This is a genomic window from Mastigocladopsis repens PCC 10914 (assembly GCF_000315565.1).
Classification (GTDB): domain Bacteria; phylum Cyanobacteriota; class Cyanobacteriia; order Cyanobacteriales; family Nostocaceae; genus Mastigocladopsis; species Mastigocladopsis repens.
This window is the reverse complement of record NZ_JH992901.1, coordinates 3,451,954-3,469,021: the sequence shown is the minus strand read 5'-3', so window position 1 is coordinate 3,469,021 and position 17,068 is coordinate 3,451,954. Positions and strand designations below refer to the sequence as shown.

Annotated in this window: 17 protein-coding genes; 7 read left to right on the top strand and 10 right to left on the bottom strand. The window is 43.9% G+C overall.

The genetic code is table 11. The features are described from left to right. Positions 1-7 precede the first annotated feature (7 nt). The 3 genes from MAS10914_RS0117610 to MAS10914_RS0117600 form a co-directional block, all read right to left on the bottom strand. Complete coding sequence (locus MAS10914_RS0117610; protein WP_017317270.1) at positions 8-265, bottom strand: hypothetical protein; 258 nt, start codon at positions 263-265, stop codon at positions 8-10. 279 nt (positions 266-544) lie between these two features. After that, positions 545-1,180: a Holliday junction branch migration protein RuvA gene (gene ruvA, locus MAS10914_RS0117605; protein ID WP_017317269.1), complete on the bottom strand. Its 636-nt coding sequence runs from the start codon at positions 1,178-1,180 to the stop codon at positions 545-547. Continuing rightward, positions 1,177-1,926 carry a sucrose-phosphate phosphatase gene (locus tag MAS10914_RS0117600; protein WP_026082622.1) on the bottom strand — a complete coding sequence of 250 codons (750 nt, stop codon included), beginning with the start codon at positions 1,924-1,926 and terminating at the stop codon, positions 1,177-1,179. The genes ruvA and MAS10914_RS0117600 overlap by 4 nt, the downstream gene beginning before the upstream one ends. A gap of 225 nt (positions 1,927-2,151) precedes the next feature. Between MAS10914_RS0117600 and MAS10914_RS0117595 the strand changes: the two genes are divergently transcribed. Then, positions 2,152-4,533 carry a sensor histidine kinase gene (locus MAS10914_RS0117595; RefSeq protein ID WP_017317267.1) on the top strand — a complete coding sequence of 794 codons (2,382 nt, stop codon included), beginning with the start codon at positions 2,152-2,154 and terminating at the stop codon, positions 4,531-4,533. Between the two features lie 30 nt (positions 4,534-4,563). Here MAS10914_RS0117595 and xseB read toward each other — a convergent pair whose 3' ends face one another. Then, positions 4,564-4,779, bottom strand: a complete 216-nt coding sequence (gene xseB / locus MAS10914_RS0117590) for an exodeoxyribonuclease VII small subunit (RefSeq protein WP_232224185.1) — start codon at positions 4,777-4,779, stop codon at positions 4,564-4,566. A gap of 18 nt (positions 4,780-4,797) precedes the next feature. After that, the gene (gene xseA / locus MAS10914_RS0117585) at positions 4,798-6,030 is read right to left on the bottom strand and encodes an exodeoxyribonuclease VII large subunit (RefSeq protein WP_017317265.1); all 1,233 of its coding nucleotides are present in this window, start codon (positions 6,028-6,030) and stop codon (positions 4,798-4,800) included. 273 nt (positions 6,031-6,303) lie between these two features. On the opposite strand from xseA, the gene recA reads away from it, so the two are divergent. Beyond that, positions 6,304-7,383 carry a recombinase RecA gene (gene recA, locus MAS10914_RS0117580; RefSeq protein ID WP_017317264.1) on the top strand — a complete coding sequence of 360 codons (1,080 nt, stop codon included), beginning with the start codon at positions 6,304-6,306 and terminating at the stop codon, positions 7,381-7,383. A 226-nt stretch (positions 7,384-7,609) separates the two neighbouring features. Here the strand turns inward: recA and MAS10914_RS0117575 are convergent, their stop codons facing one another. Then, positions 7,610-9,196 carry a serine/threonine-protein kinase gene (locus tag MAS10914_RS0117575; protein ID WP_026082621.1) on the bottom strand — a complete coding sequence of 529 codons (1,587 nt, stop codon included), beginning with the start codon at positions 9,194-9,196 and terminating at the stop codon, positions 7,610-7,612. 295 nt (positions 9,197-9,491) lie between these two features. Here MAS10914_RS0117575 and MAS10914_RS32915 point away from each other — a divergent pair, with 295 nt between their 5' ends. Then, positions 9,492-9,653: a metallothionein gene (locus tag MAS10914_RS32915; protein ID WP_071599835.1), complete on the top strand. Its 162-nt coding sequence runs from the start codon at positions 9,492-9,494 to the stop codon at positions 9,651-9,653. Between the two features lie 80 nt (positions 9,654-9,733). On the opposite strand, the gene hemL is transcribed toward MAS10914_RS32915, so the two are convergent. After that, positions 9,734-11,032 (bottom strand): glutamate-1-semialdehyde 2,1-aminomutase, encoded by a 1,299-nt coding sequence (gene hemL / locus MAS10914_RS0117570; protein ID WP_017317262.1) that lies wholly within the window; start codon positions 11,030-11,032, stop codon positions 9,734-9,736. A gap of 104 nt (positions 11,033-11,136) precedes the next feature. On the opposite strand from hemL, the gene MAS10914_RS0117565 reads away from it, so the two are divergent. Further along, a complete protein-coding gene (locus MAS10914_RS0117565) occupies positions 11,137-11,322 on the top strand; it encodes a ChaB family protein (RefSeq protein WP_017317261.1) in 186 nt (61 codons plus the stop codon). A 102-nt stretch (positions 11,323-11,424) separates the two neighbouring features. Next, complete coding sequence (hisIE, locus tag MAS10914_RS0117560) at positions 11,425-12,075, top strand: bifunctional phosphoribosyl-AMP cyclohydrolase/phosphoribosyl-ATP diphosphatase HisIE (RefSeq protein ID WP_017317260.1); 651 nt, start codon at positions 11,425-11,427, stop codon at positions 12,073-12,075. A 51-nt stretch (positions 12,076-12,126) separates the two neighbouring features. Here the strand turns inward: hisIE and MAS10914_RS0117555 are convergent, their stop codons facing one another. Next, the gene (locus tag MAS10914_RS0117555) at positions 12,127-13,389 is read right to left on the bottom strand and encodes an MDR family MFS transporter (RefSeq protein ID WP_408605868.1); all 1,263 of its coding nucleotides are present in this window, start codon (positions 13,387-13,389) and stop codon (positions 12,127-12,129) included. A 361-nt stretch (positions 13,390-13,750) separates the two neighbouring features. Further along, complete coding sequence (locus MAS10914_RS34340) at positions 13,751-13,891, bottom strand: hypothetical protein (protein WP_156818182.1); 141 nt, start codon at positions 13,889-13,891, stop codon at positions 13,751-13,753. 818 nt (positions 13,892-14,709) lie between these two features. On the opposite strand from MAS10914_RS34340, the gene MAS10914_RS0117545 reads away from it, so the two are divergent. Then, positions 14,710-14,907, top strand: coding sequence for a DUF2811 domain-containing protein (locus MAS10914_RS0117545; RefSeq protein WP_017317257.1), 198 nt, complete (start codon positions 14,710-14,712; stop codon positions 14,905-14,907). 86 nt (positions 14,908-14,993) lie between these two features. After that, positions 14,994-15,206 (top strand): hypothetical protein, encoded by a 213-nt coding sequence (locus MAS10914_RS34335; protein WP_156818181.1) that lies wholly within the window; start codon positions 14,994-14,996, stop codon positions 15,204-15,206. Between the two features lie 510 nt (positions 15,207-15,716). Here MAS10914_RS34335 and MAS10914_RS0117540 read toward each other — a convergent pair. Next, a complete protein-coding gene (locus MAS10914_RS0117540; RefSeq protein ID WP_017317256.1) occupies positions 15,717-16,436 on the bottom strand; it encodes a response regulator transcription factor in 720 nt (239 codons plus the stop codon). Between the last annotated feature and the right edge of the window lie 632 nt (positions 16,437-17,068).

The window sequence follows — 17,068 nt, the reverse complement described above, 5'->3', positions numbered from 1 at the left end:
TTGAGTGTTATGACTCCTTTTGCGAGCCTGACTCAGTATTCTTTGTTTCAGGGTGTTTGTTATAATCTAGTGGTAATTGCTCCACTTTTCCTTTCATTGGAGGCAGTTGTTCGACTAAACCCATTTCAAAGGCTATATCTGGTAAATCACTAGCATAGTAATTACCAGGCGTGAAAACTTTGATAGTCGTAAAGCAGTTTTGTCTGAGATGAACCACTTCACTTGGGGCAAAAATTTCCCTAGAATTTCTTCTTTCGATTGACATCACTAATACTCTCAGAGAGTCTTAAGACTTTCTCCTAATAGTTTAGCTATACAGTAATCCTAAATATCTTATGAACAAATACTTTTCTTTCCAATCTTGGCGTTATCAGCGTCTTGGCGGTTTATAAAAATAAACTTGTTCACGACCTACAGCGGTTTGCAATTGGGTGAGGTACACAAAGAAATAATGAACCACAGATGGACACAGATGGACACAGATAAATTAGTACTTCATTCAGATGAGAAGCGCTGTATTTGTGATTGCTATAAGACTCAATAACTACTGACTATATTCACTACTCAGATGAGTGATCGCCTGTTTAATCCACTCTTCGACGTAGGCATCTTTGGGTAGTCCTAGATCTTCACTAACGACATGTAGGGCATGACTCACTTCACTGGCAGTATACCCCAGTGCGAGGAGGGTCATTTGCACTTCTTCAAGAATACCTGGTGCAGGACCACCTGTTGCGACGAAGAATCCCGCTGTCTTACGCCACTCTACTAACTTACTTTTGAGTTCTAGACAGAGGCGTTCTGCGGTTTTTTTGCCAACACCAGGAGATTGAATGAGTAATTGAATGTTGCTGGTAATAATCGCCTGCACTAAATCTGGTAGTTCCAAAGTGTCCAATAGGGCGATCGCTAAAGCTGCACCAACACCACTAACACTTAACAAATGGCGAAACACATCTCGTTCCCCAGGTGAACCAAAGCCGTACAGCAATGGTATCTCCTCACGAATTTGGTAATGGGTAAAAATTTGCACTTCACCTCCGGAGTCTGGCAATTGCTGTGCCAGTCGTGCAGGGATTTGCAAATCATACCCCATACCATTCACTTCCAGAGTCAGAGTATGGCGATGACCACTATTGTTCTGGATACCAGCAACAATTCCTTTGAGATAGCTAATCATTCTAAGAAACCAAAATATTTTAAGCCTTCTAGTATTCCACCAGCACAAAAATTTGTTGCCAGGTAACGGTAGTCAGCAGGATGTTCATTATGCCATTGAAGTAGCTCCGGACGAGCATTGCCCACAATAATTCCCCGTTCTGCTCCAGCAGCGAATAAAGCAATATCATTACCAGAATCGCCACAAACAACCGTTTGCTCTGCTACAAATTTCCATTTTTGGCGGAGAAACTGTACTGCCTGTCCTTTATCGCTGTGATGGGGTACGATGTCAAGGTCTATACCGCTACTGTAGATTAACTTTACATTTAAACCACTTTCTTGCAATTCTGACTTGAGTTGCGGTAAAACCCTTGCTGCTGCCTCTTCTTGAAGGAAAAAACTCACCTTGAAGGAACGCTGTTCTGAGTCGGGTTGCGGAACCAAGTCAGAAAATTGAGTTGTTTTTGTTACTACAAGATCCCGGTTCCAAGCAGACGAAAGTTTTTCTGACCATTCTGAGTCAGGATCGGGACTACCGTCAAGGTAAATTTCTGTTCCCACAGCCAGGACGAGACTATCTGGTTCTAAAAGATTTTTTTCATTTTTGAGTTCTTGGTAGAGAATAGGCGATCGCCCTGTCGCATAAACAATCTTGGTGCCATGTTCTTGGCGTGTCTGCTGTAAGCGGTCGTTCAGTTCCAAGAGTGCATTGTCATTGCCAACGAGGGTATTGTCTAAATCGGTTACGAACAAGAATTTAGCCACAGGAACCTCTTTTGTTAGCTTTTCCACCAAAAAGTTTATGCTGATTTGGCACCAATCTTATCTGTTTCCATATAGGTATTGGCAAATTGAACAGTTGTGCTAAAACCGAGATTGGACAAATCTAAACGATTTACAGCCGCTGAATTTAATATTCTCAGAGAAATTCAAAAAAACATCAACCCTTGAGGTTCTAACTCAATTTCTGCAACACCGGAGGATTTTGGAGTGGCGACCATCTTTGAATTTTTACATGACTTAGCTGCCAATCTCAATCCTCTCCACAGCCTCAGAACCCGGTTAGGGCTAGCAATTGGCAGTATTGCGTTTGTGCTGTCAATCTTAGCAAGTCTGATTGTTGGACACACCTCCAGCGAACTGGTCAAAGTCGATGTTGGTCAGTCGCTAGCAGAAATAGCTTACCAGATGGCTGATAAGCTAGACCGGGGGATGTTTGAGCGCTATCGCGACATTCAAATTATCAGCACACTGGATGCCATCCGTAATCCAGACTCTTCTGTATCACAGCAGCGTACACTCTTAGAAAAACTGCAAAGCACTTATACTGATTACGCTTGGATAGGTTTGACGGATGAGAAGGGGATTGTTCAAGCCAGTACAGGAACATTGTTGGAAGGCAAGGATGTTTCTCAAAGACCTTGGTTTATTTATGGGCGCACAGCCAGCTACATCGGTGACGTACATGATGCTGTAAAACTGGCGAAATTGCTACCCAATCCGACGTATGAACCATTGCGTTTTGTGGATATTGCGGTTCCTGTGATGGATCTTCAAGGTCATCTACAGGGTGTTTTGGGTGCCCATTTAAGCTGGGGATGGTCTAAGGAGGTGAAAAAATCCCTATTGCCTCCAGTAGAAGAACGCAACAAAGAAATGTTTGTTCTCAGTCAGAATGGTAATGTTTTGCTAGCCCCCCCAGAGTTCAGCACAGTCAATTCTCTATCCCTAAAAAGTGTTGAAGCAGCGCAACGCGGAATGAATGGTTACCTGATTGAGAAATGGTCGGATGGTCACAGTTATCTGACTGGCTACACTCAAAGTGTTGGTTATCGAAATTACCCAGGATTGGGGTGGTTGGTGCTAGTAAGGCAAAACACTGATGTCGCATTTACTCCAGTACGGCATCTACAGCAGCAGATATTTATTGGGAATATGATACTAGGGACTTTGTTTGCGGTTTTGGGTTGGCTTGTCACAGCAGCAATTACCAACCCCATGTTAGCGATCGCCAAAGCCGCCACCAGCATTCGTCAAGGCAATAAACAAGTGAAAATTCCCGTCCTGCAAGGTCAAGATGAAATTGCCAATCTCTCTCGAAACATCAGCCAGCTTGTTTCTACTTTAACCCAGCAGGAAAAAGACCTCAAGGCAAGTAACGACCAGTTGCAGTTAGAACTCACCTCCAAGCTTATGGCGCAGGAAATGCTACGACAAAGCGAGGAGAAGTTTCGCCAATTAGCAGAAAACATTCAAGAAGTTTTTTGGCTTCAAGACTTCAAAAGTAGCAAAATTATCTACATTAGTCCTGCATACGAGCAAGTGTGGCAACGCAGCTGCGAAAGTTTGTATGCTAACCCCAATTCTTGGTTAGAAGCTGTTCATCCAGAGGACAGAGAATACCTATTTACTAACATTAAGAAAAATACTGATAACGCTTACCACAATGAATATAGAATTGTGCGGCCAGATGGTTCTGTACGCTGGATTTGGGATCGCAGTTTCCCAGTGTATAACAATCTTGGAAAAGTCTATCGTCGAGTAGGAATTGCCCAAGATATTACCGAGGGCAAACAGGCAGAAGAAACTCGTTTAGCACTGGAACAAGAAAGAGAAATTAGTCATCTCAAATCACAGTTCATTGCCATTGCATCCCATGAATTCCGTACACCGTTGACAACCATTTTGTTGTCTTGTGACTTTCTCCAAACCTACAATGACCAAATATCTTATGAGAAAAAAGAGCGGCATTTCAAGAAAATTAAGTCAAGTGTCAAACATCTGACTCAAGTATTAGAAGATGTTTTAACTATTGGGAAAACAGAAGCAGGAAAACTTAAATTTGAACCAGTCCCCATAGACTTAATAAGCTTTTGCTTAGATTTAGTCGAACAGCTACAACTGAGCGCTGGCGAAAAATATCGTCTTAACTTTATTGACCAGTGCGTTTACGGCTGCAAAAGAGAAGAACTACCTCTCATGGATGAAAAACTGCTGCGGCATATACTCACCAATTTGCTTTCAAATGCCATTAAATATTCACCGCAAGGAGGTACTATTCAATTTGAACTGATTTGTGACCATAAAAGTGTCATTTTCCGTATCCAAGATGAAGGTATTGGCATTCCAGAAGAAGACCAACCTAAGCTATTTAGCTCCTTTTTTAGAAGTAGTAATACAGGCAATCTTCCGGGAACTGGACTAGGGTTAACTATTGTTAAAAATGCAGTTGAATTGCACGGAGGACAAATTACCTTAGACAGTCAAGTGGGTAAGGGGACAACTTTTACCGTGATATTGCCACTAAATGAAACAGTTGCAGTAGAGAAAACCTTAATGGGTAGTAGTGAGTGGGTAGTTGGTAGTAGTTAATGGTGCTTTTTAACAACTAACAAGTAACATTTATTCTTCTTTCAAAGTTTCAATCAACAAGTCCACCTTCTCCTGTCGTTCCTGCAAAAAAGCTTCACATTGACGCAAAGACTCAACAGCCGCTGCAAATTGGTCAAACACCTCTTGTAATTCCAAATCACCCGCCTCAATGCGAGCAATAATTCTTTCTATTTCAGCAACCTTAGCCTCATAATTCCAACCTTGATTCATAAAAACTCTCTGCATTCTCTGCATCTCTACGGTTTACTCTCCAACTTCCGTAACCTTCACTTTAACCTCACCCTGACCCAACTGAACCAACAACTCCTCTCCCACAGTCAACTCAGCAGCAGAACGAGCAATTGCACCATTTTGCTGACGCACCACCGCATAACCACGTTGCAAAACAGCTTTAGGGTCAAGAGTTGCCAACTTTTGGCGTAACATCTCTACGTGCTGCGTTGCGTGCTGCAATTTCGTCGTTGTCGCACGCACCAATTGCTGACGCTTCCAACTGAGTTCCTGCATTTCCTGCTGCACTTGTCTATCTAACCGTATGCGCCGCAAGCGGTTTCGCATTTGTTCCAGTTGGTTGTGTGACGTTTCCAACGAATCATGTACGCTCTGGTGTAAAGCAACAACTCGCTGTTGATGCTGAGTATATAATTCCGCCACCGCTGGAACAACTAGTTCAGCAGCAGCCGTAGGTGTATGTACGGAAGCATCTGCAACTAAATCTACCAAAGACTCATCCCTTTGATGACCAATGCCGGTAATCACTGGAATGGAACAACAAGCAACTGCTCGCACCACCCGTTCATCATTAAAGCAAGCCAATTCCTCAACCGCACCACCACCTCGTGATAAAATGAGCACTTCGGCGCGTCCATCTTGTTCTACTCGTTGAATAGCATGAAATATCGACTCTGGCGCTTGCTCACCCTGTACTGTCGCAGGAGAAAAAAGAACGTGTAAACCTGGATACCTTTGCTTGAGAGTCTTTTGAATATCTCCCCAAGCTGCAGCAGTGGGTGAGGTGACAACGGCGATAGTTTGAGGATGACGGGGGAGCGATCGCTTTCTTTGCGAGTCGAATAACCCTTCCGCCTCCAACCGTTTTCGTAGTTGTTGGTAGCGTAGCGCTTGCAAACCAACACCAGCCGGCAAAGCTTGCCAAACGGAAAGCTGATATTCTCCGCGATCTCGGTAAATTCTTATACTGCCTAAGACAATTAACTGCTCACCAGGAACAGGTATCTGTGCAAGTTTTGCTAATTGGCTATTCCACACTATACACTTAATTGCAGCACCACCATCGGGGTCTTGTAGCGTGAAAAATAACCCACTGCGATGATGGTTAGCGCTGGAAACTTCTCCAGTTACCCAAACCCGTCGCAATTCCTCATCTTGTTCTAGTAGAAAGCAGATGTAGTCTGTCAATCCAGCAACTGAAAGCGCTGTCTCGAGAATGAGAGAGTCAGGAAGGTCGGAAGTCATAATATCTATTGTGGGGCAAAAAAGATGCTTGCTAAATCATTTTGGCAGGCAAGATACTTGTCTTTATCAAGATATGATTTTTACCGACACCACAGAATTTGTTACATAGTTGTTTATGCTTACCTATCACCAGGCAATGATTGAGTTAGGATATTGTCACACTTCCTTGTTGAGAAGTTCTTTACTAGCAAATTGTGTTTAAATAAATTAGTATATTTGTTCTACTCTTACTCCTAAACCTACACTCCCTAGATCCATATATAGAGGCACGGAATGGCTATTAACACCACTGATGTTGCTGGCAAGCAAAAAGCGCTCAACATGGTACTCAACCAAATTGAGCGCACCTTTGGCAAAGGAACAATTATGCGTTTGGGCGACGCGACCCGGATGCAGGTAGAGACGATTTCCAGTGGGGCGCTGACCCTGGATCTAGCGTTAGGTGGCGGTTTACCCAAGGGACGGGTGATTGAGATTTATGGTCCGGAAAGTTCTGGTAAGACGACACTAGCGTTACACGCGGTCGCCGAAGTGCAAAAAAACGGCGGTATTGCTGCCTATGTTGATGCTGAACACGCTCTCGACCCCACCTACGCTGCGGCGTTGGGTGTTGACACCTTAAATTTGTTCATTTCCCAACCTGACACTGGCGAAACTGCTTTAGAAATTGTCGATCAGCTTGTCCGTTCTGCTGCGGTTGACATTGTCGTTATTGACTCTGTGGCAGCACTCGTACCCCGTGCTGAAATTGAAGGCGATATGGGTGATGCCCATGTTGGTCTTCAAGCAAGATTGATGAGCCAAGCTCTACGTAAAATTACTGGAAATATTGGTAAATCTGGTTGCACAGTGATTTTTCTTAACCAACTGCGCCAAAAAATTGGTGTCAGCTACGGTAATCCAGAAACGACGACTGGCGGTAACGCTCTGAAATATTATGCTTCGATACGCTTAGACATTCGCCGGATTCAAACCTTGAAAAAAGGTACAGAGGAATTTGGTAATCGCGTCAAAGTCAAAGTTGCTAAAAATAAAGTTGCACCACCTTTTAGAATTGCGGAATTTGACATTATCTTTGGCAAAGGTATTTCTACGTTGGGTTGTCTTGTAGATTTGGCAGAAGAAACTGGTATCCTTGTCCGCAAGGGTGCTTGGTACAGCTATAATGGCGAGAATATCTCCCAAGGTCGAGACAACGCGATTAAGTACCTAGAAGACAAGCCTGAATTTACGGAAAAAATTAAGCAGCAGGTGCGTGAAAAACTAGAAATGGGCGCTGTTGTTTCTGCTAACTCTGTGAAGAAGACCGAAGAGGACGAAGAGGAAGAAGAATTTCAGTTAGAAGAAGAGTAAAACTGTAGTTTTGGTACGTTAAACTTTGGTAACGTACCAGACAAAACTTATAGCGGTTCTCATCTGCACGCCAGTCGCCACAACGGGGGACACCCCCGCAAGGCACTGGCTCGTCCATCTGCGTGCATCTGCGGTTCCTTAATTCTTTAGGGTTATTTGTGGCAATTTGGTGTGTGTAGAGACGTAGTATACTACGTCTCTAGATAAAGTATGCCAAAATCTAGAATCACAACAAACCTCGTTTCCCATTGGGGCGCACGGTCATCCAGTTCGTCTTTGCTAAGACTAACTGCTCTTCAGAAATTTTGGCACCAGTTAGATTAGCTCCACAAAGATTGGCTCCTCGGAGATTAGCATGATTGAGATAAGCATAGCTGAGGTCTGCCCCACGCAGGTCTGCCCCTTCTAAATCAGAATTACTCAGATAAGCCTTGCTTAAATTAGCGTCTTTGAGATTAGCTCGGTTTAGACTGGCTTGTCCAAAATCACTGTTATGAAGATTAGCTCCTTGGAGATTAGTTTTCTGCAACTGTGAGGAATGAAAATTTGTCCCTGATAAGTCAACTCCTTGCAGGTTGAGCATACTCAAATTGTATAGGGCAAAATCCCGTCTCCCTTTCAAGTAGGCTGTCAGCAGACCTTGAGTATCCAACTGACGCGGAGTGTTTGACTTTTGACCACTACTAGAGCCACTATTATTGCTCTCCAAAGTCGTTGGTTTTGCTGTTAGAACTCTTGGTGGTGTTCCCGTCCCATATGTACCAGTGGCATTTTTTGTCTTGGCTCGTCTTGCCCGAATAGCAGCTGCAACCTGCGCCACCCCTTGTCCAGAAGGATTAGCAGAAGAGTTACTGCACAAAATACCAGATTCGCTTCCTGTAGAGGATTGTATCAAAACGCTCTGCGCCAAAGTATCCAGATATGGCTCTAGCTCCAACGCTCTGAGTACTTCCTCGGCTGCTTGGTAACGATTACGGACTGATACTTCCAGCATTTTTCGCAGTACTTTGCTTAAGTGGTCGCTAATTTCCACCAGTCGCTCCCACAACATTTCGCCCGTTGTCGGATTGTAGTCTAAATCTTTAGGAGATTTGCCACTGAGTAGATAAATGCATGTCACGCCTACAGCGTAGAGATCGCTGGCGAAGACAGGACGCATTGCCATTTGTTCTGGAGGAGCAAAACCAGGAGTGCCAATAGCATATGCAGTTAATGCCGATTGATCAGATTGTGCTAATTGGCTAACTTGGTTTTTGACAGCACCAAAGTCAATCAGAACCAATATGCCATCTTGAGCGCGGCGAATGATATTGGCAGGCTTGATATCACGGTGAATCACTTTTCGCTCGTGGATGTGTTGCAGCAATGGCAGAAGTTCGCTCAAAAATTTCTTGACTCTTGCTTCGCTGAAAACTCCGTTACGTTTGACCTCCTGTTGTAAGGTGTCACCATGAATGTATTCCTGAACTAAATAAAATTGTTCGCAGTCTTCAAAATAGTCCAGCAGCCTTGGTACTTGAGGATGATTGCCAATTTTACCTAAGGTAACGGCTTCTCTGTCAAAGAGTTCCCGTGCCATTTGCAAAACATGTGGTGCTGTTCCTGAGGGGCGTAGTTGCTTGATGACACAACTCGGTTCTCCAGGTAAGGCTTGATCTTGAGCTAAAAACGTTGCTCCAAACCCACCCTGACCTAAAGCTTTGATAACTTGATAGCGATCGCGCAACAGCAGTCGCGAGCCACAAGACTGACACATCTCGCTATACGCTAAATTTTCCGGATTGGGACACGTAGGATTTATGCAGTAGCTCATGTACTGTCAACTCGCTGCACGAAAAATAACGGGGAGTATTAAACTCTGATCTCATTATTGAGTTCAAAGTCAACTCTTGCCAGGTAATTTTTTCTAGAATGCCATTGAAGAGTTGGTAAAGTTATGTTTATTTTACGTAAAGCAAGCGTAAATCTACGTAAATTTAGTATGTTGCTGCTCTCTAATTGTTTCACTTCTATTGCCAGAGCAGAGAAATCTAAAGTTTTATTAACTCATATATGAACAATTGTTCAAGTGTTGTAGATTAATCTCAAGGAGAGTAAGGAGTAAAGTTATGACCAGCGTAACCCAGATGAAATGTGCGTGTGAACCTTGCTTATGTATTGTTTCCTTAGAGGACGCTATTCAAAAAGACGATAAATACTACTGCTCAGAAGCTTGTGCTGAAGGGCATCAAACCATGAAAGGCTGCGGTCACAACGGTTGTGGCTGTTAAAAATTAAAAAGGGGTTGGCGACTGGGGAATTTTATTTCCTAGTCCCCAATCGCCAATTCCCAGCACTCAGTCCCTAGATATTACAGAGTAGACATCACATCCCGTGCGGCTGTTAGCGTCCGCTCAATATCTTCTTCTGTGTGGGCAATGGAAGTAAACCCTGCCTCAAATTGAGATGGTGCTAGGTAAATGCCTCGCTCCAACATACCGCGATGGAACCGCCCGAACTTAGCGGTATCCGACTTTTTGGCATCCTCGTAGTTATGGACTGGTCCATTCGTGAAGAATAGACCAAACATCCCACTGATTTGACCGCCGCAAGCCGCGTGACCTGTTTGGTGAGCAATTTGTAGCAAACCCTCTGCTAGCTTCTTGGTAATGCTGTCTAAGTACTCGTATGTTCCTTGTTTTTGCAGCAATTCCAACGTTTTAATTCCGGCAGTCATTGCTAAAGGATTACCAGAAAGAGTCCCAGCTTGATACACCGGACCTGCGGGAGCAACCATTGACATGATATCGCGACGACCACCATAGGCTCCTACTGGTAGACCACCGCCGATAATCTTGCCTAAAGTTGTTAGGTCGGGGGTGACGCCAAACTTCTCCTGTGCGCCGCCATAGGCAATGCGGAAGCCCGTCATTACCTCGTCAAACACTAATAACGCCCCATGCTCCTGGGTCAGCTCTCGTAGACCTTCTAGGAAACCTGCATCGGGAGGAATAAACCCAGCATTGCCAACAACTGGCTCTAGAATAACACCCGCAATTTGGTCGGAGTTTTCCTCAAACAGTTCCTTGACAGCTTCTAGGTCATTGAAAGGAGCAGTCAGGGTATGACTGGTAGCTGATTTGGGAACGCCAGGAGAGTCAGGTAAACCCAGCGTGGCTACACCAGAGCCAGCCTTGACTAAGAACATATCGGCGTGACCGTGGTAACAGCCCTCAAACTTGATAATCTTATCGCGTCCGGTGAAAGCTCGCATCAAACGCAGCACTGCCATACAAGCTTCAGTACCGGAGTTAACAAATCTTACCATTTCGATGCTGGGGACGGCAGCGATGACCATTTCTGCCAGTATATTTTCTAGCACGCTGGGCGCACCGAAGCTAGTCCCTTTTTCCAAGGCTTCATGTAGTGCCGTGATAACTTCAGGATGAGTATGACCACAAATGGCTGGTCCCCAAGTTCCCACATAGTCAATATACTGGTTGCCATCTACATCCCAAATATACGCGCCTTTGACTCGGTCAAAAACGATAGGTTGTCCACCCACGGATTTGAAGGCTCGGACGGGGGAACTGACCCCTCCTGGCATGAGGTTTTGGGCAGCAGCAAAGATTTCTTGTGATTTTGTAGTTTTAATCGTTGTATTTACCAAAGTTATCTCCTACGGTGAGAATAAAAAGCTCTATCTTAGGATAGGGGTAAACACTGCCTAGAACTTATATCGTAGTAAATTAGCTGAACCAGGATAATAACAATATGTTATACAAGTCAAATCAAGACTTGCCTCTAGAAATTCGCAGTCGTTTATCAGAGGCATACCAGGATTGGTATCGAGCCGCTTTTAACTCGGCGATGCACTGGTACGGTGAAGCACCAAAGGCTCACCAAGTCGCGTTGAGTGCTGTTAAGATGCAATCGGCCATGCATAAGAGTGTTATTTAAAGCTTGGGTTAAGTAAGTGAGTTAGAAAAAACGTACCAGATGCTCTCTTTAGAATGGTATGGTGAACCAATGAACTATTTCTAATAGAACGAAGCATCTGGTATGTTTTCTTGCGATTTACATTCACTGCACCACGCCATCCCTGTTGAAAAAATTCGCTATGATGAAAAAGGACTTGTGCCAGCTATTGTTCAAGATTATTTAGATGGCACGGTTTTAATGATGGCGTGGATGAATCGGGAGTCGCTCCAAAAAAGTTTGGAGACTGGAGAAAGTTGGTTTTGGAGTCGTTCTCGTCAGGAGTTGTGGCACAAAGGGGCGACTTCTGGGCATCTTCAGAAACTGAAAAGTATGCGTTATGACTGTGATAGTGATGCGCTACTGGTTGGGGTAGAGCAAGTAGGAGATATTGCCTGTCATACTGGTCAGCGCAGCTGTTTTCATAAAGTAGATGGACAAATAGTCCCGCCACTAGGGGATACATTGTCACAACTGTTTGCCGTCATATGCGATCGCCGTGATAACCCGACTGAAAGTTCTTATACTTGCAAGCTTTTTGCAGGCGGTGATAACAAGATTTTGAAAAAGTTAGGTGAGGAAACCGCAGAGGTCGTGATGGCTTTTAAGGATGATGATGCGGATGCCATTACTTCAGAAGTTGCTGATTTGCTTTACCATACTTTAGTGGCATTAGCTCATCATAAAGTTGATGTGAAGGCTGTTTATCGCAAGTTGCAAGAGCGGCGGAAATAACATGAACTGCACCAGGCGCAGAAGGTGCAGAGGAACAGTTCCTGCCGGTAATCAGTGTTTAATTTTCAGCAACCGATGAAGGTACTGTAAACTGGCGATAAAGATGACAGTACTTAGCCCTAAGCATATCCAAAAGCTATCAACTACGATTCGGGCTTGGTCTAATACCCAACCACCCAAGGGAGGACCTATAAAATACCCAGCAGCCCAGCACAGGGAGCTAATAGAGAAATAAACACCGCGTTGGGATTCGGGGGCTAGATCAGTGACTAGGGACGAGGCAGAGGGGGTGTAAGAGGCAATAGCTAGGGCAAATACTCCCAATGCCAAAGATGCCCACACCAACTGATGAGATGAAGCAACGCCTGTCATCCAGATGAGGCTAAAACCCACACCCCATAACACTGCGGAAACAGTGAAGACTTGAGAATGAGTAAAGCGTCTTAAAACACGGGCAATGGGCAGTTGTCCCAAACTCGTGATGACCAAATGCCAAGCGAAAAGGGCACTGATAGTAGTTTCAGTAAATCCTTTTGCTGATTCCCCAACTTGCACAAAGTTTTTGAAGTAAATGGGGAGGGTACTGTGTAGTTGGGAAACGTAAGTAGTGAAGATAATATTGATGACAACATAAACCCTGAACGGGGCATTGCGTAATGCTGTTATCCAAGAAGCTGTTTGTGACGTGACTTCTTGTCTTATCTTTTTTGGTTGACAGGTTTCTTGGATGGCTACATAAACAACTGCAAAAAATACTATGAAAGAAACTGCATCAATGATAAACAGTGAGCGATAACTCCCTGTTGTCGCTATCAAAACCCCTCCTAGCACAATTCCCATCCCCAAGCCAAGATTATCAAAAAGTCGGGTGAGGGCGTAAGCTTCACGACGATTTTCAGTTGGTGTGACATCGGCAACAACAGATTCATTTGCAGGCCAGTATAAACCTAAGCCCAAGCCACAAATCACATTACCAATAACTAAATTGACAAAATCGCTAGTTGCAGCCAAAACTAGAGAACCAATTGCCGAAATTGCCGCCGAAAGCAACAAAGTGCGGCGGCGTCCAATTTGGGGGGCATCAGACAAAACACCACTCAAAATTCGCCCTAAAATGCCAGAAACTGAGGCGCTACCTAAAGCCAAGCCGACAGATGTTGCAGATAAACCTATTTTGTTAACGAAAAAGATAGGAGCGTAAAACAGTGTAAATCCAGTACCAAGTTCTGAGAGAAATCTACCAATTGCTAAGATCCAAACTTGGGGATTTAACTTTGGGAAAAAGCTTAATTTATACTTATTCAAGAATGTCACTCCAACTGTTAAATCAAAGCAGGTTGGTTGAATAAGATAACAACAGGAATTTTTCTAATAACTTTAGATAGTAAAAATTCTGGGAAGTACCACGAACGCAGGGACATTGCTCTTCATTATATGAATAACTATTGCGATTAGTACACTCCTCTTAAGACTCATTTTTTATGACTGTCATCTTTACCGTTCCACTTCTAAAGATAGTGTGTTCAGACAAGCTAGTGCCGCTGCTTTTGAAGTCAAAAGGAGCCAGCGCTATGCAGGAGGTGAGACCAGTACCGCAGTTTCTTAGGTCGGGCTAACCCTCCAAGCAAACTAAGCCCGAAGGGCACGCTGCGCGAACGGAAGGGTTAGCCCGCTCTCACGGCAACTGGCGTAAGCGCAAAGCGTACCGCAGGCATAGGCGCAGCCTCTGGGGAGGAGATACCCGTAAGCGCACGCACACTACGTGTTGGCGCAGCCTGTCCGCAGGACTTACGCCGTAAGGCGTGGCGTCAGCCATAGGGGTTTCCCTCTCCCTAAAAAGACCCTCGACCCCACGAGTACTCGTGGAACCTCCACTCTTATCTGTGGAGGCGGGGTTTGCGACTGGGGAACGAGCCAGCCTTTCTGGTTGATTCGTGGGACAAGACGGATGGATACTCGTGGGGTTATTAAGGCTGGCTCATTTCTTTGCCCAAATGTATCGGGGGCGAAAAAGGCGGTTAATTCTCAATTAATCTTGATTGTTGACATAAAAACCCGCCTTTTTGCCAAGGTTGTCCAATTTTGTCCAGGAAAAATGAAGCGGGGAGTGAAGAAGACGCGGGTAAGGGGAGACGCGGCGATGCAAAGACAGAAAATTTCCCCCTGTCCCCTTTTAAATAGACCTAAAATTAATTTTTTTGTAATTCTTATTATTGGCTGGAGTTTTCCTCACTGATTCCACAAAGTTTCCACAGGCGCTTTGCTATTTTCCACAGCTGCTTCACGATGTTACAAGCTCTTGCCGTATTATTGGGGATTTCTTTGTCTTGTGGGCGGGGGTGTTAAGAGACTGAGTTTTTATTAACAAACATTACAAAAAAGAACTGAAAACCCCTATGTTTTCGTAAATATTTATTTTTCATAAATATTTACTTCACATTTCGCAGCATTGACAACCCCACCCCCTTTTGCTGCAAAATGATGCGGCTTGCTTTTTTAGTCCATTGAACTAAAGTGTAAATTTACCTAAGCTGTTGCCGCAGATTGTCGGACAGGCTAAGGGCTATGTGTTCCCACTATGGCTTAGTAAAAGCAAGATTTCCCGATTGGTGAACTTTAAAGGAGACGAATCTGATGAACGCAACAGTTAGCATTTTTACAGAAATACCCGAAACACTTCATGAATCGTTGAAAAATTACTTAGAAACACATCCAGATTGGGATCAAAACCGTGTACTGACAGCAGCATTGTCGTTGTTTTTACTTCAAAATGGGGATAGCGATCGCCGTGCTGCCCGAGTTTATCTAGAAACTTTGTTTCATCACTGCTAAATAGAAATACGTTGTCCGATTTACCAGAAATACGAGCAAATTGATCAGACATTCTTGCTTGTGCCTGAGTATATGTAGGGCTTACCATGCCTCATGCCCAAATTTTAGTGACACACAGCCACCGATGGGTTCGGTTGTGGCAAACATTGCAATCAAAAAGGCTGGCGGATGCTTTTGGAAGGGTCAAAGAGTTTTTTCAAGTCACTACAGATGTTATTGCTATTGTTGTGACATTCTTCCCCTACTCCCTGTGCTTGTCCTTACTAACCGTCAATGCCACCTTAACGACGTTTAGGTGAGGAAGTTGAGGCACAAATTTGAAGAGCGCCATTTGGGTTACGAGCATGGAAAATGGCTAGGCTATCTGTTTGTTTCTGGAGTTAATGCAGGGTATCCGTAACAAAAAACCTCGAGTGGGGACTTTCGCCACTTGAGGTTATCGCTTGCAGCATCACGAATTTTTTGGAAGTTATCAAGCCAAAATTATAGAAATGGTCTATACTTGTTTGCCCGCGTTCAAATAGCCCTGCTTTCAATAGACAGGGCTTTTACTGAAGGATGAGGTGTGAAGTATGAAGGATCAACTGAAGTATTGAGTATTTCATCCTTTGTCCTTTATCCTTCGTTCTTTAGACTTGATTCGTTCATACCCCAGCGATTAAAGCCAAAAAAGCAACGCCTAGTTTCTGCTTGTGCGGTAATTACAGTAACTGCGATTAAGGGCTTATATTAAGGCTAATTTTTTAACCTGGTTCCCAGTACAGTCGTCATAATTCACATATTTTGCAATAACTAACAATTGATTTTTCCTAGTGAGATTTTTCAGACTGTGGGACTTGAGAAGGGCATTCAAATTTATACCCAACGCCACGCACCGTTTGAATTAATGCTGGTTGGGTGGCATCAGCCTCAATCTTCTTGCGAATTTGACCGATATGTACATCTACAACCCTTTGGTCGCCGACATACTCGTAGTCCCACACCTCCTGAATAAGTTCAGCTCGTCGCCAAACTCGACCTGGATGGCTGGCTAAAAAATGCAACAAGTCAAATTCCAAAGCAGTTAAGGGTACAGGTAGGCTGTTAAGTGTTACCTCCCGCCGTACGGGGTCAATCATGAGCTTTTCAAATACCAACCTCTTCTGTTCTGCCGTAGTGACAACACGCTGACGCCTTAAAATCGCTGCCACTCTGACTTCTAGTTCTCCTAAGCCAAATGGCTTAGTCAGATAGTCATCAGCACCTTTAGAAAAGCCGCGAATCTTGTCAGCTTCGTCTGCTCGGCTAGTTAGCATTAGTACAAAAACTCCATTACGGCTTTGCATCTCTTGGCAGAGGTTAAACCCAATAACGTCTGGTAAATTTACATCTAAAATCACCAAGTCTGGGTTAAATTGCTCAAACATCGCTAGGGCAGTCTTACCATCTTCGGCAGCCTCTACCTGATAGTTTTGCTTGATTAAAAAGCGTTGGATTAAATTCCGAACCGCAGGGTCGTCATCAACTACAAGAATCTTGGCAGGAGCCATGACCATCACTTTGCACAAAAATTTATAGGATTAACATGCGGATTCCGTAAGAAGCACGGTTCCCGCTTTGGGGTCCATAAGTATCTACAAGGCTAAGGCAAGAAATCCCTGATTATTCAAATACTAGTGTAATCAGGATTCTCAACTATTAGAGCGTAAATATTTTGGTAATGCCACCCCTTGCTTGAGTATTTCGCTTTATTATTCTCAACCTTGTGTCCACAAGGCAGATGCTCTGACCTTAGCCACGGCAACTAGGTAAACTAGGACACTGTATTATCCCAGTTGCGTGATCATTTAAAACGCTTCAATTTTAAATCGATATGCGGCTTTATGGTACAAAACACCTGAGACTAATTATTCATAAATGAGTCAAGGTACAATAAAATGTCAAATCTAACAAAGAGATTTTTTTCATAAAAATGCCTTTTAGGTATTTTTAGCTTAAATTCTAGAGTAAAGCCCTAGTAAGTGAACGACATGAGGGGATACACGGAGTTATGGCTATATGTTAAAGTGACTATAGTTAAAATCACCAAAACGATGCAACTTACCTATACTACTATCCGGGTAAGGCATACGAATTGACCAAAACATTGGTTTCGACCAAAATTTAAGAGTATAAGTGGTTT

What these genes read in the sequence shown, in the direction of transcription:
- MAS10914_RS0117610 (WP_017317270.1), bottom strand. Translation starts at nt 265, where the DNA reads ATGTCAATCGAAAGAAGAAATTCTAGGGAAATTTTTGCCCCAAGTGAA.
- ruvA (WP_017317269.1), bottom strand. Translation starts at nt 1,180, where the DNA reads ATGATTAGCTATCTCAAAGGAATTGTTGCTGGTATCCAGAACAATAGT.
- xseB (WP_232224185.1), bottom strand. Translation starts at nt 4,779, where the DNA reads ATGCAGAGAGTTTTTATGAATCAAGGTTGGAATTATGAGGCTAAGGTT.
- xseA (WP_017317265.1), bottom strand. Translation starts at nt 6,030, where the DNA reads ATGACTTCCGACCTTCCTGACTCTCTCATTCTCGAGACAGCGCTTTCA.
- recA (WP_017317264.1), top strand. Translation starts at nt 6,304, where the DNA reads ATGGCTATTAACACCACTGATGTTGCTGGCAAGCAAAAAGCGCTCAAC.
- MAS10914_RS0117575 (WP_026082621.1), bottom strand. Translation starts at nt 9,196, where the DNA reads ATGAGCTACTGCATAAATCCTACGTGTCCCAATCCGGAAAATTTAGCG.
- MAS10914_RS32915 (WP_071599835.1), top strand. Translation starts at nt 9,492, where the DNA reads ATGACCAGCGTAACCCAGATGAAATGTGCGTGTGAACCTTGCTTATGT.
- MAS10914_RS0117565 (WP_017317261.1), top strand. Translation starts at nt 11,137, where the DNA reads ATGTTATACAAGTCAAATCAAGACTTGCCTCTAGAAATTCGCAGTCGT.
- hisIE (WP_017317260.1), top strand. Translation starts at nt 11,425, where the DNA reads ATGTTTTCTTGCGATTTACATTCACTGCACCACGCCATCCCTGTTGAA.
- MAS10914_RS34340 (WP_156818182.1), bottom strand. Translation starts at nt 13,891, where the DNA reads ATGGCTGACGCCACGCCTTACGGCGTAAGTCCTGCGGACAGGCTGCGC.
- MAS10914_RS0117545 (WP_017317257.1), top strand. Translation starts at nt 14,710, where the DNA reads ATGAACGCAACAGTTAGCATTTTTACAGAAATACCCGAAACACTTCAT.
- MAS10914_RS34335 (WP_156818181.1), top strand. Translation starts at nt 14,994, where the DNA reads ATGCCTCATGCCCAAATTTTAGTGACACACAGCCACCGATGGGTTCGG.
- MAS10914_RS0117540 (WP_017317256.1), bottom strand. Translation starts at nt 16,436, where the DNA reads ATGGCTCCTGCCAAGATTCTTGTAGTTGATGACGACCCTGCGGTTCGG.